This is a genomic window from Actinospineispora eucalypti, from assembly GCF_039543365.1.
Lineage (GTDB): Bacteria > Actinomycetota > Actinomycetes > Mycobacteriales > Pseudonocardiaceae > Pseudonocardia > Pseudonocardia eucalypti.
Genome location: NZ_BAABJP010000001.1, coordinates 298,588 through 320,394 on the forward strand (window position 1 = coordinate 298,588; position 21,807 = coordinate 320,394).

Here is a 21,807-nt window from a genome sequence, read left to right on the forward strand (position 1 = left end):
GCTCGATGGCACCGAGATCAGCCGAGGCGCTGCTTGAGCGCCTCCAGCTCGTCCCGCATGGACGACGGCAGCGACTCGCCGATCTGCTCGAACCATTCCTCGATCAGCGGCAGCTCGCGGCGCCAGTCCTCGGCGTTCACCGCGAGGCTGGCCTCGATGTCGCTTGCCTCGGCGGCCAGGCCGTCCAGGTCGATCTGCTCCGGCGTGGGCACGAAGCCGATCGGAGTCTCCACGGCGGCGGCCTTGCCCTCGATCCGCTCGATCATCCACTTCAGCACCCGGCTGTTCTCGCCGAAGCCGGGCCACAGGAAGCGCCGGTCCTCGCCGCGCCGGAACCAGTTCACGCAGAAGATCCGGGGCAGCTTGGTGGCGTCCGCGCCCTTGCCCACGTCGATCCAGTGCTGGAAGTAGTCACCGGCGGCGTAGCCCAGGAACGGCAGCATGGCCATCGGGTCGCGGCGCACCATGCCCACCTTGCCGGCGGCGGCGGCGGTCTTCTCCGACGACAGCGTGGCGCCGACGAAAACGCCGTGCTGCCAGTCCCGGGACTCGGCCACCAGCGGCACGGTGTCCGCCCGCCGGCCGCCGAAGATGATCGCCGAGATCGGCACGCCGTTCGGGTCGTCCCACTCCGGCGCGACCACCGGGCACTGGGAGATGGGCGTGGTGTAGCGGGAGTTGGGGTGCGCGGCGTTGAAGTCCGAGTCGGGAGTCCACTCCTGGCCGGTCCAGGCGGTGGCCCGCTCCGGGGCGTTCTCCAGGCCCTCCCACCAGATGTCGCCGTCCTCGGTCAGCGCCACGTTGGTGAACAGGGAGTTGCCCTGCTCGATGGTGCGCATCGCGTTCGGGTTGGTCTGGTAGTTGGTGCCGGGGGCCACGCCGAAGAAGCCGAACTCCGGGTTCACCGCGTACAGCCGGCCGTCCTGGCCGAACCGCATCCAGGCGATGTCGTCGCCCACGGTCTGCGCGGTCCACCCGGGCACGGTGGGCTGCAGCATGGCCAGGTTGGTCTTGCCACAGGCACTCGGGAACGCCGCCGCGACGTAGTAGTCCTTCTTCTCCGGGCTGGTCAGCTTGAGGATCAGCATGTGCTCGGCCAGCCAGCCCTCGTCGTGCGCGATGGCCGACGCGATGCGCAGCGCGTAGCACTTCTTGCCCAGCAGCGCGTTGCCGCCGTAGCCCGAGCCGAAGCTCCAGATCTCCCGGGACTCCGGGAAGTGGCTGATGTACTTGGTCTCGTTGCACGGCCAGGCCACGTCCCGCTGGCCGGGCTCCAGCGGGGCGCCGACGGAGTGCAGGCAGGGCACGAACTTGTCACCCGCCGGGCCGTCGAACAGCGGAAGCACCCGCGAGCCCATCCGGGTCATGATCCGCATGGAGGCGACCACGTACTCCGAGTCGGTGATCTCCACGCCCAGCATCGGCTGTTCGGCGTCGGTCGGCCCCATACAGAACGGGACGACGTACATGGTCCGGCCGCGCATGCAGCCGGTGAACAGCCCGGTGAGGATCCCGCGCATCTCCGCCGGGTCCATCCAGTTGTTGGTCGGGCCGGCGCCCTCGGGGGACTCCGAGCAGATGAACGTGCGCTCCTCCACCCGCGCCACGTCCTTCGGGTCGGAGGCGCACCAGAACGAATTGGGCTTCTTCTCCGGATTGAGGCGCTTGAAGGTCCCCGCGTCCACCAGCGCGGAGGTCATCCGGTCCCACTCCTCCGCCGAACCGTCCGCCCAGACAATGCGGTCCGGCGTGGTCAGCTCCGCAACCTCTTTAACCCACTTCAGCAGGCGTTTATTGGTGGTCGGGGCATTATCTATGCCGGGAACCGTGGCTGCGGTCATGTTCGCGTCTCCTTGTAGCGGACGGTCGGTGAAAACGACTTAACGGCCCGCCGCCGGTGGGCGGCGACGGGCGGGTGGTGAGTGGGATGAGGTCCAGAAGGTTAGTCCCGCCTGTGCCTCGGCACAGCACCCCTCGACTGTCGGATCACTCACAGGAGCGATCAAGGGAAACGATTCAGATGAGAGATTGCGGGATACCTCACAGCGGTAAGCGCTTAACCGGGTAACCCCTGAGGTCACGTCCGGGTAACGGTCCGGTGCGGCCAGGGGTGCTTTTCGACCGGGAATGTCGGGGGTGCGCAGTAGTGTTCCGGAGCTATGAGCACAATCCCCCCTCAGTTCTTTGCAAACCGCGTCACGGGCGGCCTCGCGGTCGTCGCCACCGTCATTCGCATCATTGTCGGGTTAGGCTTTATAGCGGCCGGCGCGATGAAATTCGTCGACCTCGACCTGGCTACCCAGGGCATGGCCGCCGCCGGTTACCCGAACACCCCGGTGATCGCGATTCTGCTCGGCCTGAGCGAGCTAGGCTCCGGGCTGCTGCTGACCATCGGCCTGGCCACCCGGCTGGCGGCGGGCTGGCTGGTGATCGTCATGATCGGCGCGACCATCGCCAACTTCATGACCATGCCGCCGGCCGCGCCGATCACCATCGTGCTGCTGATCCTCAACGCGTTCCTGCTGTGGGCCGGCCCCGGCAAGGCCGCCATGGACAACAAGCTGGCGGCCCGCCAGGCGGTGTGAGCCCGCCGCGGCCGTGCGGGCCCCGGCTCAGGTGGCCTGGCTGACGCTGGCCATGTTGAAGTCGGGGACCCGCACGGGGGCGGTCACGGTGCGGGTGAACCAGTCCTTGAACTCCCGGGGGAGGGTTCGTTCAGACGCGCCGACCTGCTGCGCCCGGCGCAGCAGGTCGAGCGGTGACTCGTTGAACCGGAAGTTGTTCACCTCGCCGACCACCTCGCCGTTCTCCACCAGGTAGACCCCGTCCCTGGTCAGGCCGGTGACCAGCAGCGTGGCCGGCTCGACCATCCGGATGTACCACAGGCAGGTGAGCAGCAGGCCACGCTCGACGCCGCGCACCAGCTCGGCGGTGCTCTCCGGGCCACCGCCGCTGACCAGCAGGTTGTCCCCCGGCACCGTGAACTCGGCGCCGAACTCCTTGGCCGCCGCGCGCGGGTAGGCCAGCGCGTTGACCACGCCGTCGCGTAGCCAGTCCACCCGGCGCAGCGGGGCGCCGTTGTCGAACACGCTGACCTCGTCGCTCGAGTGCGTGGTGACCAGGAACGGGGCGGTCTCCAGGCCCGGGGCGAACGGGTCGCTGGTCATGCTGACCGGGATCTGGGTGATGCGTTCGCCGATGCCGCCGATCCCGTCGGCCCCCTTGGCGAACGCGCTGCGCCCCTCCTCGGCCGGTCGGCCCACCATCTCCCAGCACATGTACGTGAGTAGGTCGGCCATCGCCGACGGGGGCAACACGGTGTCGTACCGGCCGGCAGGCAGGTCCACCCTGCGCTCGCCCCAGGACAGCCGGGTGGCCAGCTCGGCGTCCAGGGCGAGCAGGTCCAGCGCGGCGTAGTCCCCGGCGGTCGGCGTGGACCGGCCGCCCCACGCGGAGCGGGCCAGGTCGGCGGTCTTGGCGTTCAGCTCCACCGACCCGGTCGGCTGGGTCCACCGCCGGCGCACCCCGGTGGAGGTGCCCAGCCAGGTGGTGGTCACCTCGTGGCTGGCGAACCCGTACAGGATCCGGCCCTCGGCCTTGCCGCGCCCGAAGCCCTCGGCCAGCTCCTCGGCCAGCCGCGCGTACACCGCGATGGAGGTCTCGCCGGCCGGGTCCGCCCAGCCGTCACCGTTGCCGTCGCCGGGCTCCGGCAGGTCCGCCACGTCGCGCGCCGGGCCGGCCTGGCGGGCGGCGGCCTCGGCGGCGCGCACCGTGGTCTCGATCTCTTGTGGGTCGCTGACCTGTGCGGACGAGCTGACCACGCCGGCCGCCGTGCCTCCATCCAGCCGGATGAAGGCGATCACCGCCCAGCTCAGCGCGGTGCTGTGCCCGTTGGTGGTCATGGTGTTGTTGGCCCAGCGCAGCACCGCCTCGCTGGACTCGTTGACCACCACCACCCGGCCGGCGGTGTCCGCGCCGCCGGGCACGGCCAGCGCCCGCTCGACCAGATCCTGTGCGCGCATGCTCACCGGCCCCCCTCGCGTGCCGTGTTCAGCACGTTGACCTGCTCGAACAGCGCGGGCGGGCAGCCGTGACTGACCGCCGCCACCTGGCCCGGCTGGGCCTTCCCGCAGTTCAGCGCGCCGCCGAGCACCCAGGAGGACGGCCCGCCGATGCCGCGCATCGAGCCCCAGAAGTCGGTCGTGGTTGCCTGGTAGGCGACGTCGCGCAGCTGTCCGGCCAGCTTTCCGGCCTCGATGCGGAAGAACCGCTGCCCGGTGAACTGGAAGTTGTACCGCTGCATGTCGATCGACCAGGATTTGTCGCCGACGATGTAGATGCCCTTCCGCACGCCGCCGATGAGGTCGTCCAGCGTGGTGTCGTTCCGCCGGTCGGGTTGGAGTGACACGTTCGCCATCCGTTGAATCGGCACATGGTGCGGTGAGTCCGCGTACGCGCAGCCGTTGGAGCGGTCCAGGCCGAGCCGGGGGGCGAACGTGCGGTCCAGCTGGTAGCCGACCAGCACGCCGTCGCGCACCAGGTCCCACTCGGTGGTGGCCACGCCGTCGTCGTCGTAGCCGACGGTGGCCAGGCCGTGCTCGACCGTGCGGTCCCCGGTGACGTGCATCAGCTCGGAGCCGTAGCGCAGCGTGCCGAGCTGGTCCGGGGTGGCGAAACTGGTGCCGGCGTAGGCGGCCTCGTAACCGATCGCCCGGTCGTACTCGGTGGCGTGGCCGACCGACTCGTGGATGGTCAGCCACAGGTTGGACGGGTCGATGACCAGGTCGTACGCCCCCGGCTCGACGCTCGGCGCCTTCATCTTCTCGGCCAGCAGCTCGGGCACGCGGGCGATCTCGGCGTCGAAGTCCCAGCCCGTGCCGGTGGCGTACTCCCAGCCCCGGCCGGCCGGCGGGGCCAGCGTGCGCATGGTCTCGAACACGCCGGCGGCCCGGTCCACGGCGGTCGCGGTGAACCGGGGCTCCAGCCGGATGCGCTGCTGGATGGTGCGGGTGCCGGCCAGGTCGGCGTAGTACTTGATCTCCTTGACCTGTGGGCAGGCCGCGTCCACGTGGTCCACCCCGTCGGCCGCCAGCAGGCGCTCCGACCAGTCGGCGAGCAGCGCGATCTTCTCCTGGGTGGGCACGCCGAACGGGTCGATCTCGTACCCGGAGACCCAGCTGGCGTCGGCGTGCACCGGTTCCTCGGCGCGCGCCACGGGCTCGGTGTTCACCGCGCGCAGGGTGCGGGCGACGGTGACCGCCCGCTCTGCCGTCTCGGCGGCGTCCGCGCTGGTCAGCCGGTGCGTGGAGGCGAACCCCCAGGTGCCGTCCACGATCACCCGCACGGCCAGGCCCACGGTGACCGAGTCGGCGGCGGTGGAAACCACGCCGTCGCGCAGCGCCAGGCTCTGGCTCTGGATGCGTTCCACCCGCAGATCGGCGTGCGCCGCGCCCAGCCCGGCGGCCCGGCTCAGCGCGGCGTCGGCCAGCGCGTCCAGGGGCAGCGCGCGGAACTCGGCATCAATCCGCTCCCTCATGCCGACCGAACCTACCGGCCGCCGCCCGCGCGCCCGGGCCGAGACCGGCCGGCTCGCCCCGGTCGTCGGCGAGTAGCGCGGCCAGGTCGACAACCGGCAGGGCCAGGCCCTGGAACTCGACCTCGGCCGGTCGCAACAGGCGGGTCGCCGGCCGCACCGGGCCGGTGCACAGCAACGCGAAGTCGCCGCCACAGCGCAGCAGCGCCGGCCGGTCCGCCACGGCCGGCCGCACCCACTGGTGACGCCGCCGGCCCAACCCGCGCAACCTGGGTAGATGCTCGCCGCGCAGGTGCAGCACCAGGTGCCGGGTGCGCAGCGGCACGCCCTGCAGCACCGCCGCCACCTCCCCACCGACCACGACGTCCACGCCGTCATCGGCCGCGATGGCCGCCGTGACCAGCAGGTCGATCAGCCGATCGCCGATCAGGTCGGCGAGGATGCGCGGCCGGTCGAACGCCGCGTTGATGGCTTCGCCGGTTGGGGTCAGGCCGAGCACCGGCCGCCAGCCCAACGGCTCCAAGGCGGCGCGCAGGCTGGCCAGGCGAGGCTCCCGCGCGCCGGTGAGCCACCGGGACAGCTGCTCCGGGCGCACCCGGCAGCGCTCCGCCAGCTCGGCCTGATCCAGGCGGAGGTGGTCACACAGGTAGAGGAGCAGTTCCGGAACGGCCGCGAACCGCACCCGGTCCGGCGCCACCCGGTCGACCCCCAACCCCAGCCTCGGCGGGCGGAGGTCCGGCTCCTCCGGAACCGGATGCCGCGCCGTCCTCGGCTCGGATTCGGGCAGACCCGCTCCGCCGCGCGCCGGGTTCAGGCTGCCGTCGGCCGGGTTCGCTCCGGCGTGGGCCTGATTCGCGCTGCCGTCGACCCGGTTCGAGCTGGCGTCGATCTGGCTCATGCGTCGAACGACCTGAGAGTGTCCGGCGGGCGGCCGGCATCGGTTGCCGCTTCCGGCAAAGAAACGCCGTTACATATGCCGGAAGCGGCAATCGTTCGGACCGACCCGGCCGACCCTCGGGTGCCTGAGGGACGAAAGAGGCAGCTGGGGCCAGTGAAGCGGCTTGGCGGGCTCGATCTCGCCCGCGCGATGGCGAGGTCGTGGGCCGTGGAAGGGAGGCGATCAAGGTTGGCCTCAGGGGCGCGGGGTGATGGCGGGCGGTGGGTCATGGGTCCAGGGTGGCGGGAGCGAGGGCCTGGTGGCGGGGATCGGCGGGGTTTGTGTGCCGTCGCGAACGGTGCCTACCGAGGGGGTGGGGTGGGGGTGTTTGCAATTGCACATGCAAGTTACGGAAGGGGGCGTGCGGGGGTGTGGACGTGGTTAGCGTCGCGGTGTGCGTCGGGTTCGGCGCTATCCGTCACGAGCAGAGTCCGGGGAGCGCGAGCGCGATGGCGATCATGGCGACAGTCGAGACGGAGCGGGCCGCGCTGTTGGACGAGGTGACCGCGTTGCTGGCGGTCAGCACCCGGCGGCTGGCCGTGGTACTGCGCGCGCGGCATGCCGATGCACCCGTGCTGCTCGCCTCGGCCCGGCACGGGCTGTTCGCGGTCATCCACGGCGGCCGGATACTGGCCGAGATCAGCGAGGCGGACGCCGACGCCTGGCGGCTGGCCGGCCCTCGGACCGTGGCGATCGGTGACGCGCTGCCCACGCTCGGTGCACCGGTGCATGGCCTCGGCCTGGACCAGGGCGAACGGCCGGCCGGGTGCACCGACGGGCTGACCTCCGCGATGTGGGGGCCGTTCGCCGGGCCGCTCACCGTGGTGGGCACCGCGACCGTCCCCACGCTGCGCACCTCGATCATCGCGGCGGCCGCGATGCTGGCGATTCTGCTGGACGTGGCCAGCCGGCGGATGGCCGATCCGATGGACGCGAGCAACTGTGCGCACGCCGCGCGAATGGCGAACGAGCTGGCCGGGTATTGGACCCGGCGCGCGGCCGTTAATATGGCGTAAGGCCCGCAGGTGAGCGCGCCGCTACCCACTTTCGGCGCGTTCAAACCTGTGTGTATTGCTCTTCACAATAGTTTTGTATTATCGCAGGTCGACGGCGCTGGGCACTGCATCGGGCGACACATGCTGTTAACTTATTGAGCATCATGATAGCCGCCGCCGACCAAAAGATCCGCATTGAAAAGCCGACCGTTGCCGATGGTGTCGAGTGCTGGCGCCTGGCCGACGAGTCAAAGGTGTTGGACGTCAACTCGAAGTACGCGTACCTGTTGTGGTGCCGCGACTTCGCGGAGACCTCGGTGGTAGCCCGGCGGGCCGAAGACCAGGCCGTCGTCGGCTTCGTCACCGGGTTCCGTCGGCCGGACAGCCCGAACGTGCTGCTCGTGTGGCAGGTCGCGGTGGATCCCTCCGCCAGGGGGGAGGGGCTGGCGGTCCGAATGCTGGACACGCTGTTCCACCAAGTGGCGGACGTGGACCGGATGGAAACCACCATCACTCCCGACAACAAGGCGTCCATCGCCTTGTTCACCGCATTTGCCGAGCGCAATGGCGCGCCGATCGAGAGAAGCGAGCTATTCGGCCCGGACCTACTCGGTGCCGATCACCAGCCGGAGCATCTGTACCGCATCGGACCTATCGGATCGGGAAGCTGACTGAAGATGACCATGAGTATGGATAAAACCGAGGAAGATCTCCTGCGCACGTTCGAAGAGCGTGAGTCCGAGGTGCGCAGCTACTGCCGGGGATGGCCGGTGGTGTTCGACAACGCCGTCGGGTCGCACATGACCGACACCGAAGGCCGGCGGTATCTGGACTTCTTTGCCGGCGCGGGTGCGCTCAACTACGGGCACAACAATCCGGCGATCAAGGGCCCGCTGCTGGACTACCTGTCCGGTGACGGGGTGATCCACTCGCTGGACATGCACACCAGGGCCAAGGCGGCGTTCCTGGAGACGTTCACCGAGCTGGTGCTCAAGCCGCGCGGGCTCAACTACAAGGTGCAGTTCCCCGGCCCGACCGGCACCACCGCCGTGGAGGCCGCGCTGAAGCTGGCCCGCAAGGTGACGGGCAAGGAAGCGATGATCAACTTCACCAACGCGTTCCACGGCATGACGCTGGGTTCGCTGTCGGTGACCGGGAACTCGATGAAGCGGGGCGGCGCCGGCATCCCGCTGGTGCACGCCACGCCGATGCCTTACGACAACTACTTCGACGGCCAGGTGCCGGACTTCCTGTGGTTCGAGCGGGTGCTCGAGGACGCCGGGTCCAGCCTGAACGAGCCGGCCGCGGTGATCGTGGAGACGGTGCAGGGCGAGGGCGGCATCAACCCGGCGCGGGCCGAGTGGCTGCGCGGCCTGGCCGACCTGTGCCGCCGGCACGAGATCCTGCTGATCGTGGACGACGTGCAGATGGGCTGCGGCCGGACCGGGCCGTTCTTCAGCTTCGAGATCGCCGGCATCGAGCCGGACATCGTGTGCATGTCCAAGTCGATCAGTGGCTACGGGCTTCCCATGGGCATCACGTTGATCCGTCCCGAGCTGGACATCTGGGGGCCGGGCGAGCACAACGGCACCTTCCGGGGCTACAACCCGGCGTTCGTCACCGCCTCCGCCGCGCTGCGCGAGTACTGGAGCGACGACAAGCTGGAGCGGAGCACCCTGGAGAAGGGCGAGGTCGTGCACACCGCGCTGACCGAGCTGGTCGAGTCGCTGCCCGGCGCGGACCTACAGGTCAAGGGGCGCGGCCTGGCCCGTGGCCTGGAGTTCGGCAAGAGCGATCTGGCCGACCGGGCGGCCTCCGCCGCGTTCGAGCGCGGGCTGCTGCTGGAGACCGCCGGCCCGGACAGCGAGGTCGCCAAGATCATGCCGGCGCTCACCATCACCGAGGCCGAGCTGGCCGAGGGCATGGACATCTTCGCCGACGCCGTGCGGAGCGTGGTCTGAGGATGATCGTTCGCACGTTGGAAGAGATCACCGGCACGGACCGGGACGTGATCACCCCGCACTGGCAGAGCAAGCGGATCGTGCTCGCCGGTGACGGGGTCGGGTTCTCGCTGCACGAGACCGTTCTGGACGCCGACTCGGTGAACGACTTCTGGTACGCCAACCACATCGAGGCGGTGTTCGTCACCGAGGGCTACGGGGAGCTGTACGACAAGGACAACGACGTCACGTACCAGCTCGGCCCGGGGTCGATGTACCTGCTCAACGGGCACGAGAAGCACCAGCTGCGGCCGAAGACGCAGATGCGCACGGTTTGTGTGTTCAACCCCCCGGTCACCGGCCGGGAGGTGCACGACGAAAACGGGGTCTATCCCTTGATTGTAGACAATCAGACTGTTACCAATTCTGAGTGATGCCTGATGGACGCTTGGAGGACTTGGTAGTTGGAGATCTGCTCGCCGCCCGCGCGCGCGAGCAGGGTGCGTCGCCCTTCCTGGAGTTCGCCGATGGGAAGTGCACGTACGGCGAGGTCGACGAGCTCGCCAACCGGGTGGCGCAGGGACTGATCGCCGCCGGGGTGCGGCCGGGACATCACGTCGCGGTGATGCTGCCGAACTGTCCGGACATCGTGTTCACGATGTTCGCGTTGGCCCGGATCGGGGCGATCGCGGTGCCGGTGAACACCGCGTACCGGGGCGAGCTGCTCCGGCACGTGCTGGCCACGGCCTACTGCTCCACGCTGGTCGTGGACGCGGCCTACCTGGACCGGCTGCCGCCGCTCGCCCCGGAGCTGCCCGACCTGCTGCGGGTGATCGTGCGCAACCCGGAGCCGACCGGGATGGACCGGTTGGGCAAGCCCGCGGTGTCCCTGGCCAGCCTGCTCGGCAACGGCGCCGAGCGGCCGGATCACCGGGCCAGCTTCTCCGACCTGCTGGCGATCATGTACACCTCCGGCACCACCGGGCCCTCCAAGGGTGCGCTGGTCCCGCACGCGCTGGCGCTGACCTGCGCGTACGACTCGCTGACCTTCCTGGGCCGGTGGGGCAAGAAGATCTACTGCCCGCTGCCGCTGTTCCACGCCGCCGGGCTGTGGGACGGGGTGTACGCCGCGCTGCTGTGCGGCGGGGAGATCGCGGTGGTCGAGCGGTTCTCCGCCTCCCGGTTCTGGGAGGACGTGCGCCGCTACCGGGCGCAGGTGTGCATGAGCGTGTTCTCCATGATCCCGATCCTGCTGTCCGCCGAGCCCCGGCCGGACGACAAGGAGCACCCGCTGGAGATCTTCTACATGGGCAAGTCCACCCTGGACGCGCCGCTGTACGAGCGGTTCGGGGTGCGCTCGGTGGAGACCTACACGTCCACCGAGGCCGGGATCCCGCTGGCCAGCCCGTTCGGGCAGTGGCGGCTGGGTTCCTGCGGGCAGGCCAACTCCGAGCGGTTCGAGGTCGGCGTGGTGGACGACCGGGACCGGCTGCTCGGGCCGGGCGAACCGGGCGAGCTGGTGCTCCGGCCGAAGCAGCCGTCGGTGATCACCGCCGGCTATTACGGCCGCTTCGAGGCCACCGCCAGTGCGTTCCGCAACATGTGGTTCCACACCGGGGACCGCGTCTGGTTCGACGACGACGGCTACTTCTACTTCCTGGACCGGATGGCCGACGCGATCCGCCGCCGGGGGGAGAACATCTCCGCGTTCGACATCGAGTCGGAGGTGAACCTGCACCCCGCCGTGCTGGAGTGCGCGGCCATCGGCGTGCCGTCCGAGCTGGAGGAGGAAGAGGTCAAGCTGGCCGTGGTCCTTCGGCCCGGGGCCTCGCTCTCCCTCGAGGAGCTGGCCGAGTACTGCGGGGAGAAGCTGCCCTCGTTCATGGTGCCCCGGTTCCTGGAGGTCGTGGAGGCACTGCCCCGCACGCCCACCGACAAGATCGCCAAACACGTGCTGCGCGAGGCCGGGATCACGCCGGGTACCTGGGATCGGGAGAACCGCTTGCGAGGTGTCTCATGAACTGGGCTGATACGCCCGAACAGGCCGAGTTTCGCGCCCAGGTGCGGCAGTTCATCGCGGAGGAGTTCCCACCGGAGTACCGGCCGGACACCGAGGCGGAGCAGAGCCTGGAGCCGGAGGACGTCCTGGGCTACAACTGGCCGGCCGACCGGAACTCGGCCGACCCGTCCCGGGCCGAGGGCGCCCGGAAGTGGGCGGCCGCGCTGACGGCGAAGGGCTGGATCACCCCCGGCTGGCCGGCTGAGCTGGGCGGGGCCGGGCTGTCCGTGCTGGACGAGTTCATCCTGTCCGAGGAGATGATGCGGGCCGGGGTGCCGACGGTCGGCAGCATCGGTGCCTTCCTGCTCGGCCCGACGCTGATGGCGCACGGCACCGACGAGCAGAAACGCGAGCACCTGCCGCCGATCGCCCGGGGTGAGCGCACCTGGGCGCAGGGGTTCTCCGAGCCCGGTTCCGGCTCCGACCTGGCGTCCTTGCGTACGAAAGCGGTACGGGACGGGGACGCCTACCTGGTCAACGGGCAGAAGGTGTGGACCTCGCTGGGCACCCACGCGGACTGGCTGTTCGTGCTGGTGCGCACCGACCCGGCCGCCGAGAAACCCCACCGGGGCATCACCTTCCTGCTGGTCGACGTGACCACGCCGGGGGTGACCATCCGGCCGATCACCGACATCCGCGGTGACCAGCCGTTCGCCGAGGTGTTCTTCGACGACGCCCGGATCCCGGTGACCAACCGGGTCGGGGAGGAGAACCGGGGCTGGTACGTGGCGATGGACGCGCTGTCCTTCGAACGGGCCGGGATCGGCGCGACGATCAAGTACGAGCAGGCGCTGCGCCGGTTGGTCTCCTACGTGGCCTCGGAGGAGGGGCGGCGGTACCTGCGCCCGGACTTCGCCGCCGGTGGCCGCCGCGAGGTGGCGCGCCGCTACACGGAGATGCGGGTGCTCTACAACCTGGCCCGGCTCACCGTGTCCAAGCAGGCGGCCGGGGAGGTGCCCGGCTACGAGGCGTCGGTCAACCAGCTGTTCTCCGCCGAACTGCACCAGCGGCTGGCCCGCACCGGGGCGCGGGTGTTCGGCCGGCACGCCGGGCTGTGGCAGCGGGCCGACGCCCCGCTGGGTGCCGTGTTCACCCACCAGCGGATGGACGCCGTCGCGGCCACCTTCCTCGGCGGGACCGCCGAAATTCAACGCAATGTGATCGCTACCCGGGGCCTGGGTCTGCCCCGTTCCTAGGAGGAACACGCATGTCGTACGAAGGACTGGACGTCCAGGTCAAGGACCGGGTGTGTTGGCTCACCCTGGACCGGCCGGACAAGCTGAACGCGCTGACGCCGGAAATGATGCACGCGATGCGCCGGCTGTTCACCGAGATCGACGACGACCCGGACGTGAACGTGGTGGTGCTGCGCGGCGCCGGCGAGCGGGCGTTCTGCGCCGGCATGGACCTGAAGTGGTCCGAGTCGCTGACCAAGGCCGACCGCATCGAGCAGGGTCGCCTGGGCGAGAAGACGTTCGCCATGATGGAGCGGCTGTCCATCCCGGTGTTCGCCGCGGTGCACGGCTACGCGGTCGGCGGCGGGCTGGAGCTCGCGCTGGGCGCCGACTTCATCGTCGCCCACGAGAACGCCAAGATGGGCCTGGTCGAGATCACGCTGTCCGCGCGGCCGCCGTACCGGCCCAAGATGACCGAGGACGGCGACCCGGACCAGCCCGAGTTCGGTGGCAACGCGCCCGGATGGGGCGGGGTGAAGCGGCTGCCGGCGCGGGTCGGCAAGGCGCTGGCCAAGGAGATGCTGTTCACCGGCGTGCGGCTGGACGCCGCTCGCGCCCTGAAGATCGGCCTGGTGAACGACGTGTTCACCGCCGACGACTTCGACACGCGCGTGGCGGAGCTGGCGGAGCGGATCGCCGCGATGAACCGCTACAACCTGCGCCTGGTCAAGGAACTGGTCACCGGTGGTTACGACTGGATCGAGCCGCACCCCGTTTAGCGCGGAACGCGCTTGCCGAGCGCGCGCCCAGTTCGGCGCGCGCGGGAGACTTAGGAAGGATCGAGCAATGCTCCGGATCTACCGGATCGACCACGTCGCCGTGGTGACGCCCGACCTGGACAAGCACGCCGGCCTGTTCGAGGGCCTGTTCGGGTTTCGGCGGGTCAGTGAGTGGGACAACCCTTCGGCGGGTGTGCGCGGTGTGCGGTTCGCCGTGCCGGGCGCGTTCGGGCAGTACTGGGTGGTGCTGACGCCCTCTGGTGCCGACTCGGCGTTGGCCGGATGGCTGGACGAGCACGGCGGGCGGGCCGGGCTGCACCACGTCGGCGCCGAGGTGCCGGACCTGGACGCGGCGGTCGGCGAGCTGGAGTCGCGCGGCCTGAAGGTCACCGACTTCGCGCCGGGCCGCTGGGTGGAGGCGTCGCTGTCCCCGCCCGAGCACGGCCCCGGGGTGCTCTGGCGGCTGCGCGGGCCGGGTGACCTGCACATGCTGGGTGACGAGTCGGCGACGCCGGTCTCCTCGCCGGAGCCGGCGCGGCCCGTGCTGGGCATTCTCGGCATCGACCACATCTGCCAGGCCTTCCACGACCGCGACGAGCTGGCCCGCTGGTACACCGAACTGGCGGGGTTCGTGCAGGTGTGGCGGACCGCCGAGGACGAGATCCCGGACATGGCCGACCTGGTGCTGAACATCCCCGGCTCGTCCATCTGCTGGGAAGTGATCACCGGGCGGGGCGAGGACTCGTTCGTGGACAAGTTCCTGGCCCGCTCCGGCCCGGCGGCGCACCACGTCACCTTCCAGGTGAGCGACTGGGATGCCGCGCTGGCCGCGTGCGAGGCCCAGGAGGTGCCGACCTTCGACTACGAGGACGGCGTGAAGGACGGCGCGGCCTGGAAGCACACCTTCATCCACCCGAAGCACGCCGCCGGCGTGCTGGTGCAGCTGTTCTGGGAGGAGCAGCCCGGGGTGTGGGTGCGGTCGGACAAGATTCCACCCCCGGTTGGAGCCTGAGTGGACCTGAACCTGACCGAGGAGCAGCGGCTCATCGCGGACACCGCGCGCGAGCTGTTGACCGCCCGCGCGGGAGTCGCCGGGACCCGGGCGCTGGGTGACGACCCGGCCGGGTATTCGGCGGAGCTGTGGAAGGAACTGGTCGAGCTGGGTTGGTGCGAGGCCGAGTTCACCGAGGCCTGCCTGATCATCGAGCAGCTCGGCGCGGCCCGGGTGCCCTCGCCGTACCCGGCGGCGCTGGGCTGCGTGGCGCCGGTGCTGGCCGCGTTCGGTACGGCGGAGCAGGCTGCACTGGTCGGTGAAGGCCGGGTGCTCAGCTACGCGTTCACCCCGCCCGGTGGTGAGCTGGCCACGCTTTCCGGAGGGCTGCTGCTCCGGGGGGCGGCCGAGTTCGTGCCGTTCGGCGGGTCGGCGTCCGATGTGCTGGTGGTCGCGGTCGGGCCGGGTGACGGCGAGCGGACGGCGGTGCTGGTGGACGCGACGGCCGCCGGCGTGGCCCGTACCCCGTTGGCCGCCGTCGGCGACGACCGCCCGTGCCACCTGACCTTCGCCGACGTCGCGGTGCCGGCGGGACGGGTGGTCGGTGGGATCGGAAAAGGCGCGGCGGTGGCCGGGTCGCTGGCGCTGCACGGGGCGGCGGCGACCTGCGCCGAGATGGTCGGCGGGGCGCAGCGGGTGCTGGACCTGACCGTGGACTACGCCGGGACCCGCGCCCAGTTCGGCCGGCCGATCGGCTCGTTCCAGGCGGTTCAGCACCACTGCGCGAACATGACGATCGACGTGCTCGGTGCCCGCTACCTGGCCTACGAGGCGATCTGGCGGGTGGCCTCGGGGGATGCGGGAGCGGAGCTGACCGTGGCCGCCGCCAAGGCCTGGTGCAGCGACGCCTACCAGCGGGTCTGCGATCTGGGGCACCAGGTGCACGGAGCGATCGGGTTCACCGAGGAGCACGACCTGCACCTGTACCTGCGGCACGCCACCGCGACCGCGTTGGCGTTCGGGGATGGCGACGAGCAGACCGACCGCGTCGCCGACGCGATCGGTTTACCTCAGTAGGCGGCTTCGCGGGAGGAGGGGTCGAACATCGGCATCAGCTGGGGGCGCTTCGGCGCGAAGCCTTCGCCGGTCTGGCGGCCGCGCGCCCAGTTGGCCAGGAACGGCACCAGGTAGTTGCGCGCCCAGTCCAGGTCCTCCTGGCGGCGGCGCGCCCAGGGGTACGGGTCGGCGACCGCCAGCGGCTCCCGCCAGTTCTCGGTGACCGGGAGGCCCAGCACCTCCAGGGTGCGCAGGGCGACGCGGCGGTGCCCGTCCGGCGTCAGGTGCAGGCGGTCTCGGCCCCAGGACCGGGGATCGGAGAGCGGCTGCATCGCCCACAGGTCCACGACCCGGCAGCCGCGCGCGTCGGCGATGGTGCGGAGCAGCTCGTTGAACGTGGCGATGCGGCCGCGGATGGTGGACAGCATCGGCATCCGGCGGGTGTCGAACCCGGCGAAGATCACCACGTCCGCCCCGGTGGCCACCAGGCGGGCCAGCGCCGCGTCGAACCGCTCGGCCACCGAGTCGGGCGAGCAGCGGGGCCGGATGATGTCGTTGCCGCCGGCGCTGAACGTGATCAGGTCCGGGCGCAGCCGCTCGGCCACCGGCACCTGGTCGTTGACGACCTGGTCCAGCAGCTTGCCGCGCACGGCGAGGTTGGCGTAGCGGAAGTCCGGCGCATCCTGGGCGAGGCGTTCGGCGAGCCGGTCGGCCCAGCCGCGCGGGGTGCCGTCGTCGCGCCGGTCGTCGAGTCCCTCGGTGAAACTGTCGCCGAGCGCGACATAGCTGCTCCAGGTGGTACGCACCGTCGCTCGCCCCCCTCCGTGCGCGTTGGCCCGGCTTGTTCAGGCCTGATTCACCATTCTGTCAGCAGCCGGTCTTTCAGGATTACGTTTTTGCTCGTGTCGCGCCACCGGGTCGCGAAACAGTTATGCGGGACTGGGGCAGAGTAGGGGCATGACGCGAGAACCGGAGGCCGCCGCGTCGCCGTTGGCCGAGGTCCTGGGCGGACGGACCGGCGCGCTGGACGCCGGCGTACCCGCTGTGGCATTTGTCACAGGTTGGGCCATCGCCGGGGCCGGCTCGACCACGGACAGCACGAACGCGGTGCTGTGGGGCGCGGGCGCGGCGTTGGCCGCCGGGGTCGTGATAGCAGTCATACGGCTGGCCCGGGGCCGCCGGCCGGCGGCGGTGGTGTTGGGCCTGCTGGGCGTCGCGGTGGCGTCACTCGTTGTATTGCGCACCGGGCGGGCGGCCGACTTCTTCCTGCTGCAGATCGCCTCGAACGTGCTGTCCACGCTGGTCTGGGCGGCCTCGGTGGTGATCAGGTGGCCGTTACTCGGAGTCATCGTCGGGCTGGCACTCGGGCAGAAGACGCGGTGGCGCGCCGATCCGTGGCTGCTGCGCGGGTATTCCCGGGCCAGCTGGGTGTGGGCGGCGCAGTACGTCGTGCGGGTCGCCGTTTTCGTCCCGCTCTACCTCTCTGACCAGGTCATAGCGTTGGGAATCGCGCGCGCATTGACCTGGGTTCCGCTGGTGGCCTGCGTGGCGTTGTCCTGGCCGGTGATGCGCACAGCCCTACCGGAAGATCATCCCGGCATCCGCTACCCTCGGTCCCGGTCGGGTGAAAGCACGCACGATCAGTGATCGCGGGTGCGGCCATCCGGCGCAACTGACCACACTGACCGTACGCGCAAGCAACCGGAGCCATGACCTTCCAGTGAACCGCGCCCAGCCCGCACGACAAGCTCCCCATCAGCAAGCACGGCGCATTCCCCGCCAACCCAACCGGCCGGTGCCCACTCCCCGGCAGTTCCCGGCGGCGAACCAGGCGGCCCCCGTGCGACCTCCGGCCATGCCGCTCAGCGGGCCGGTGCCCACGCCGGTCGTGGGACCGGTTGTCGGGCCCGTCACCGGGCCGCACCCGCCCGCCCAGCCGGCGCACCAGTCGGCCGGCGCCCGGGTGAGCGCCGTGGCCGCCGACCTGACCATGAGCAAGGTGGTGGCCGGTGGCATGGCCGCCGCCACCTCGTCGGTGTTCGGCTCGTACTTCGGTGCGCTGGGTACGGTCGGCGGCGCCGCCGTCGGGGCCGTGGCCACCACCGTGGCGACCAACCTCTACCAGCGGTCCATCGAGCGCACCAAGGACTCGGTGCGCAACCGGGTGCGCCGGGGCGCCGGCCTGCCGGACACGCCGACCTACGCGGACGCCGCCCGCGCCGCCAAGCTGGCCAAGCAGCGGACCGTCCGCCTGGACCCCGCGCTCGCCGCCCCCGCCCCTGCCCCCGCCCGCCCGCGCCGCACGTGGAAGGTGCTGGTCGGCGCGCCGTTGATGATCTTCGCGCTGGCCCTGGCCGCGGTCACCGGGATCGAGCTGGCCAAGGGCTCGATGCTGTTCGACAACGAGGGCCGGACCAGCATCCAGCGGGTGCTGGACCCCAAGCCGGCAGTGGTAACGCCTTCCCCGGCACCGGCCCCGGTCGCCCCGCCGAACGAGTCCGAGCACGACTCGAGCGAGGGCAACGACTCGCGGGACCACTCGGACTCGCGCGACGAGCGGGACGACTCGAACTCCCGTGACGACCGCGGCGGCCTGCTCGACCCGAAGCGGGACACCGAGGACCCGACCGACAAGCTGCGCCCCACCGACTCCAACACCCCACCCCCGATCCTCCCCAACCTCCTCGGCCAGTAACCACGCCCCCCAAGCCTGATTCAGTGGGTTTGGCAGCGTGATTCAGTCGGTTTGGCAGGGTGGTTCAGTGGGTTTGGCAGCGTGATTCAGTGGGTTCTGGCTGCTGAAACCACTGAATCAGCCTGCTGAAAGCACTGAATCAGGCTGCGGGAGTCATTGGATCGGGGATTGGCGGAGGCGGGTGGTGAGGGCTCGGGCGGCGGCGGTGGGGTCTTCGGCCTCGGTGATGGCGCGCACCACGACTATGCGCGTTGCGCCGGCGGCGAGGACCTCGTCCAGCCGTTCCTCGCGGTCGATGCCGCCGATGGCGAACCAGGGGCGGGCGGTGCCGCTGGCCGTGACCTCGCGGATCAGGTCGATGCCCGGCGCCGGGCGGCCGGGCTTGGTCGGCGTGGGCCAGCACGGGCCGACGCAGAAATAGTCCACGCCCGGTTCGCCGGCCGCCGCGATCGTCTCGGCGGAGGCGTGCGTGGACCGGCCGATGACCGGATCGTCGCCCAGGATGCGCCGGGCCACCGGCACCGGCAGGTCGTCCTGGCCGAGGTGCAGCACGTCGGCGCCGGCGGCCAGCGCCACGTCCGCCCGGTCGTTCACCGCGAGCAGCGCGCCGTGCCGGGCGCAGGCGTCGGCCAGCACCTCCAGCAGGGCCAACTCGTCGCGAGCCTCCAACGCGGCGCCGGACTTGTCCCGCAGCTGCAGGATGTCCACCCCACCGGCCAGTGCGGCGTCGGCGAACTCGGCCAGGTCACGGCGGTCCCGGCGGGCGTCGGTGCACAGGTACAACCGGGCGTCGTCCAGCCGGGCGCGTAGCTTCTGGGCATCGAAGACAGGCACGAGCCCGACGGTAGCGCGTAAGCTGGACGGTGGTTACGCACGGGAGCCCACTCGCACCGGGCTGAGAGGGGACTGACGCGGTCCCGACCGTCGAACCTGATCCGGGTCATGCCGGCGCAGGGAGCGGGAGGTTATGGCGACACAGCAAACACACCGTCCGGGGCGGCTGGCGATCGTGGGCGCCGGGGTGATCGGGTTGAGCTGCGCGTGGCGGGCCGCCGAGGCCGGCTGGCGGGTGGAGGTGATCGACCCGGCGCCGGGCAGCGGGTCCTCCTGGGTGGCCGGCGGCATGCTGGCCCCGGTCACCGAGGCCTGGCCGGGCGAGGAGGAACTGCTCGAGCTCGGGGCGGAGTCCCTGGCTCGCTGGCCGGTGTTCGCCACAGCGCTGCGGGAGGCCGCCGGCCGGTCGGCCGGGTTGCGGGAAGAGGGCACGGTGGTGGTCGCGGCGGCCGCCGGAGACCGCGCCGAGCTGGACGACCTGGCCGAGTACCTGGGCGGGTTGGGCCGTGATGTGGACCGGCTCACCGCTCGTGAGCTGCGCAGACTGGAACCGGCGATCGGGCCGGACGTGCGCGGCGGGCTCTCCGTTCCCGGTGATCTGGCGGTGGACAACCGGACCCTGCTGGCCGCGTTGCGGGCGGCCGCCGAGCGGGCCGGTGTGAAGTTCGTCGAGGCGCACGTGGCGCGGGTGATTTCCGGCGGGGTGGAGCTGGCCGCCGATGTGCCAGAACGACTGAATCAGCGTGCTGAAGTGACTGAATCGGCGTTGGTGGCGGGGGCGGATGTGGTGTTGGTGGCGGCGGGGGCGTATTCGGGTGGGTTTCATCCGGCGTTGGGTGGGGCGGTGCGGCCCGTGAAGGGGGAGATTCTGCGGTTGCGGCACCGGGCGGGGGCTCTGGCGCCGCCGGGGCGGACGGTGCGCGCGGTGGTGGATGGGCGGCCGGTGTACGCGGTGCCGAGGGACGGCGGTGGGCTGGTCATCGGGGCCACCCAGTACGAGGCCGGGTTCGACACCGAGCCGGCGGTGAACGGGGTGCGCGACCTGCTGCGCGACGCGGAACGGGTGCTGCCGGGCATCGCCGAGTACGCGCTGGTCGAGGTCACCGCCGGGCTGCGCCCGGCCACGCCGGACAACCTGCCGCTGATCGGCGAGCTGGAGCCGGGCGTGCTGGTGGCCACCGGCCACGGCCGCAACGGCATGCTGCTCGCCCCGCTCACGGCGGACGCGGTGCTGGCCCAGCTGTCCGGGGAACCGGTGCCGGCGCCGGTCAAGGCGGCCGACCCGGCCCGGCTCGGCGGTAAGGGCGGTAAGGAGGTGACCGATGCAGGTCTGGATCAACGGTGACGTCCGGGAGCTGGCCGACCCGGCCAGTGTGGCGGACGCGCTGGACGCGGCCGAGCTGCCCCGCACCGGGGTGGCGGTAGCGGTGGACGGCGAGGTGGTGCCGAGGGCCACCTGGGCGTCGTTCGCGCTGGCCGAGGGTTCGCGAGTGGAAGTGCTTACCGCGGTACAGGGAGGCTGAGGATGCAGGACGCGCTGGTCATCGGCGACCGCAAGATCGAATCACGGCTGATCATGGGCACCGGGGGCGCCAACAACCTGGCCGTGCTGGAGCGGGCGCTGGTCGCCTCGGGCACCGCGCTGACCACCGTGGCGATGCGCCGGGTGGACGCGGCCACCGGCACCGGCGTACTGGATCTGCTGCGCCGGCTGGGCATCGAGGTGCTGCCCAACACGGCCGGCTGCCGGACCGCCGCCGAGGCGGTGCTCACCGCGCGGCTGGCCCGCGAGGCGCTGGAGACCGACCTGGTCAAGCTGGAAGTGATCGCCGACGAGCGCACCCTGCTGCCCGACCCGATCGAGCTGCTGGACGCGGCGGAGCACCTGGTCGCCGACGGGTTCACCGTGCTGCCCTACACCAACGACGACCCGGTGCTGGCCCGCAAGCTGGAGCAGGCCGGGTGTGCGGCGGTGATGCCGCTCGGTTCGCCCATCGGCACCGGGCTGGGCATCCGCAACCCGCACAACATCGAGATGATCGTGGCGGGCGCGGGCGTGCCGGTGATCCTGGACGCCGGCATCGGCACCGCGTCTGAGGCGGCGCAGGCGATGGAGCTGGGCTGTGACGCCGTGCTGCTGGCCACCGCGGTGACCCGGGCCGGCGACCCGGAGCGGATGGCGCACGCGATGCGCCTGGCCGTCCAGGCCGGCCACGCCGCCCGCGCGGCCGGCCGCATCCCGCGCCGCTACTGGGCCCAGGCTTCCAGCCCGTCCGTCGACTGACGCCTCCAGCCCGTCCGTGGACTGACTCAGTCGCGGTCCAGGTCGGCGTTCAGCCTGGTCAGCCCGTTGACGAAGACGGCGAGCTCGTCGGTGGTCCAGTTGTCCAGCCGGCCGCGCCACTCGATGCGCCGCGCGTCGGTGACGGCGGCCAGCCGGCGCCGCCCGTCCTCGGAGGGGCGCAGCAGGAAGGCGCGGCCGTCCTGCGGGTCCGGCTCACGGCAGACCAGGCCGAGCTGGATCAGCGAGGTGACGTGCCGGCTCATCGTCGACTTGTCCAGGCCGAACTCCTCGGCCAGATCGCCCAGCCGCAGCGGGGCCGCCTGGGTGAGGACCATCAGCACCGGATAGCCGCTGGCCTCCATCTCCGGGTGCACGCGCTCGGCGAAGCGGCGCATGGACCGGCGGGAGCGGCGCAGCAGCACGCCGAACTGGTCCTCGAGCCGATTGAGCTCAACCTCGCGGGCGGGGTCGGTCGACACGCCCGGACAGTAGCGGCTGCCGGGGCTTCCAGGCTATGGGGCGGTACACA

The 21,807-nt window shown here is 71.1% G+C and carries 22 protein-coding genes and 1 riboswitch; of the genes, 15 read left to right on the forward strand and 7 right to left on the reverse strand.

From position 1 onward, the window contains the following. Positions 1-17: 17 nt before the first annotated feature. Entirely contained in the window at positions 18-1,841 is a 1,824-nt protein-coding gene (locus tag ABEB12_RS01425; RefSeq protein WP_185058562.1) for a phosphoenolpyruvate carboxykinase (GTP), read from the reverse strand. Positions 1,842-2,159: 318 nt separating this feature from the next. Here ABEB12_RS01425 and ABEB12_RS01430 point away from each other — a divergent pair, with 318 nt between their 5' ends. Continuing rightward, positions 2,160-2,585 (forward strand): DoxX family membrane protein, encoded by a 426-nt coding sequence (locus ABEB12_RS01430; RefSeq protein WP_185058563.1) that lies wholly within the window; start codon positions 2,160-2,162, stop codon positions 2,583-2,585. A 27-nt stretch (positions 2,586-2,612) separates the two neighbouring features. Here ABEB12_RS01430 and ABEB12_RS01435 read toward each other — a convergent pair whose 3' ends face one another. The 3 genes from ABEB12_RS01435 to ABEB12_RS01445 are packed head-to-tail and all read right to left on the reverse strand — an operon-like array spanning position 2,613 to position 6,431. Next, positions 2,613-4,022 (reverse strand): metallopeptidase TldD-related protein, encoded by a 1,410-nt coding sequence (locus ABEB12_RS01435; protein ID WP_185061055.1) that lies wholly within the window; start codon positions 4,020-4,022, stop codon positions 2,613-2,615. A 2-nt stretch (positions 4,023-4,024) separates the two neighbouring features. Continuing rightward, entirely contained in the window at positions 4,025-5,536 is a 1,512-nt protein-coding gene (locus ABEB12_RS01440; RefSeq protein WP_185058564.1) for a metallopeptidase TldD-related protein, read from the reverse strand. Further along, the gene (locus ABEB12_RS01445) at positions 5,520-6,431 is read right to left on the reverse strand and encodes a helix-turn-helix domain-containing protein (protein WP_185058565.1); all 912 of its coding nucleotides are present in this window, start codon (positions 6,429-6,431) and stop codon (positions 5,520-5,522) included. The genes ABEB12_RS01440 and ABEB12_RS01445 overlap by 17 nt, the downstream gene beginning before the upstream one ends. Before the next feature lie 497 nt (positions 6,432-6,928). On the opposite strand from ABEB12_RS01445, the gene ABEB12_RS01450 reads away from it, so the two are divergent. The 9 genes from ABEB12_RS01450 to ABEB12_RS01490 all read left to right on the forward strand — a co-directional run bounded on the left by ABEB12_RS01450 (position 6,929) and on the right by ABEB12_RS01490 (position 15,486). Continuing rightward, on the forward strand, positions 6,929-7,486 hold the full coding sequence (locus tag ABEB12_RS01450) for a hypothetical protein (protein WP_185058566.1): 558 nt from the start codon (positions 6,929-6,931) through the stop codon (positions 7,484-7,486). A gap of 143 nt (positions 7,487-7,629) precedes the next feature. Next, a complete protein-coding gene (ectA, locus tag ABEB12_RS01455) occupies positions 7,630-8,136 on the forward strand; it encodes a diaminobutyrate acetyltransferase (protein ID WP_185061056.1) in 507 nt (168 codons plus the stop codon). Positions 8,137-8,154: 18 nt separating this feature from the next. Beyond that, positions 8,155-9,426 carry a diaminobutyrate--2-oxoglutarate transaminase gene (gene ectB, locus ABEB12_RS01460; protein ID WP_425572184.1) on the forward strand — a complete coding sequence of 424 codons (1,272 nt, stop codon included), beginning with the start codon at positions 8,155-8,157 and terminating at the stop codon, positions 9,424-9,426. A gap of 2 nt (positions 9,427-9,428) precedes the next feature. Continuing rightward, the gene (locus ABEB12_RS01465; RefSeq protein ID WP_185058567.1) at positions 9,429-9,839 is read left to right on the forward strand and encodes an ectoine synthase; all 411 of its coding nucleotides are present in this window, start codon (positions 9,429-9,431) and stop codon (positions 9,837-9,839) included. Positions 9,840-9,853: 14 nt separating this feature from the next. Next, the gene (locus ABEB12_RS01470) at positions 9,854-11,425 is read left to right on the forward strand and encodes an AMP-binding protein (protein WP_221497524.1); all 1,572 of its coding nucleotides are present in this window, start codon (positions 9,854-9,856) and stop codon (positions 11,423-11,425) included. Next, complete coding sequence (locus ABEB12_RS01475) at positions 11,422-12,660, forward strand: acyl-CoA dehydrogenase family protein (protein ID WP_185058569.1); 1,239 nt, start codon at positions 11,422-11,424, stop codon at positions 12,658-12,660. Before ABEB12_RS01470 ends, ABEB12_RS01475 begins: the two co-directional genes overlap by 4 nt. 11 nt (positions 12,661-12,671) lie before the next feature. Next, the gene (locus ABEB12_RS01480) at positions 12,672-13,418 is read left to right on the forward strand and encodes an enoyl-CoA hydratase-related protein (RefSeq protein WP_185058570.1); all 747 of its coding nucleotides are present in this window, start codon (positions 12,672-12,674) and stop codon (positions 13,416-13,418) included. Positions 13,419-13,485: 67 nt separating this feature from the next. Continuing rightward, complete coding sequence (locus ABEB12_RS01485; RefSeq protein WP_185058571.1) at positions 13,486-14,430, forward strand: VOC family protein; 945 nt, start codon at positions 13,486-13,488, stop codon at positions 14,428-14,430. Then, positions 14,431-15,486, forward strand: a complete 1,056-nt coding sequence (locus tag ABEB12_RS01490) for an acyl-CoA dehydrogenase family protein (RefSeq protein ID WP_185058572.1) — start codon at positions 14,431-14,433, stop codon at positions 15,484-15,486. On the opposite strand, the gene ABEB12_RS01495 is transcribed toward ABEB12_RS01490, so the two are convergent. Next, on the reverse strand, positions 15,480-16,271 hold the full coding sequence (locus ABEB12_RS01495; protein ID WP_185058573.1) for a GDSL-type esterase/lipase family protein: 792 nt from the start codon (positions 16,269-16,271) through the stop codon (positions 15,480-15,482). The genes ABEB12_RS01490 and ABEB12_RS01495 overlap by 7 nt on opposite strands. Before the next feature lie 151 nt (positions 16,272-16,422). On the opposite strand from ABEB12_RS01495, the gene ABEB12_RS01500 reads away from it, so the two are divergent. Beyond that, positions 16,423-17,112, forward strand: coding sequence for a DUF3159 domain-containing protein (locus tag ABEB12_RS01500; protein WP_185058574.1), 690 nt, complete (start codon positions 16,423-16,425; stop codon positions 17,110-17,112). A 208-nt stretch (positions 17,113-17,320) separates the two neighbouring features. After that, positions 17,321-18,160 carry a hypothetical protein gene (locus ABEB12_RS01505; RefSeq protein WP_185058575.1) on the forward strand — a complete coding sequence of 280 codons (840 nt, stop codon included), beginning with the start codon at positions 17,321-17,323 and terminating at the stop codon, positions 18,158-18,160. Between the two features lie 153 nt (positions 18,161-18,313). Here the strand turns inward: ABEB12_RS01505 and thiE are convergent, their stop codons facing one another. Continuing rightward, the gene (gene thiE / locus ABEB12_RS01510) at positions 18,314-18,994 is read right to left on the reverse strand and encodes a thiamine phosphate synthase (protein ID WP_185058576.1); all 681 of its coding nucleotides are present in this window, start codon (positions 18,992-18,994) and stop codon (positions 18,314-18,316) included. Between the two features lie 29 nt (positions 18,995-19,023). Next, positions 19,024-19,134: riboswitch (TPP riboswitch) on the forward strand. Here thiE and thiO point away from each other — a divergent pair. The 3 genes from thiO to thiG all read left to right on the forward strand — a co-directional run bounded on the left by thiO (position 19,128) and on the right by thiG (position 21,278). After that, complete coding sequence (gene thiO, locus ABEB12_RS01515) at positions 19,128-20,339, forward strand: glycine oxidase ThiO (protein WP_185058577.1); 1,212 nt, start codon at positions 19,128-19,130, stop codon at positions 20,337-20,339. It overlaps the preceding riboswitch by 7 nt. Next, positions 20,317-20,517 (forward strand): sulfur carrier protein ThiS, encoded by a 201-nt coding sequence (gene thiS / locus ABEB12_RS01520; RefSeq protein ID WP_185058578.1) that lies wholly within the window; start codon positions 20,317-20,319, stop codon positions 20,515-20,517. The genes thiO and thiS overlap by 23 nt, the downstream gene beginning before the upstream one ends. A gap of 2 nt (positions 20,518-20,519) precedes the next feature. Then, entirely contained in the window at positions 20,520-21,278 is a 759-nt protein-coding gene (thiG, locus tag ABEB12_RS01525; RefSeq protein ID WP_185058579.1) for a thiazole synthase, read from the forward strand. Positions 21,279-21,304: 26 nt separating this feature from the next. Here thiG and ABEB12_RS01530 read toward each other — a convergent pair whose 3' ends face one another. Beyond that, positions 21,305-21,757: a MarR family transcriptional regulator gene (locus ABEB12_RS01530; protein WP_185058580.1), complete on the reverse strand. Its 453-nt coding sequence runs from the start codon at positions 21,755-21,757 to the stop codon at positions 21,305-21,307. Positions 21,758-21,807 lie beyond the last annotated feature (50 nt).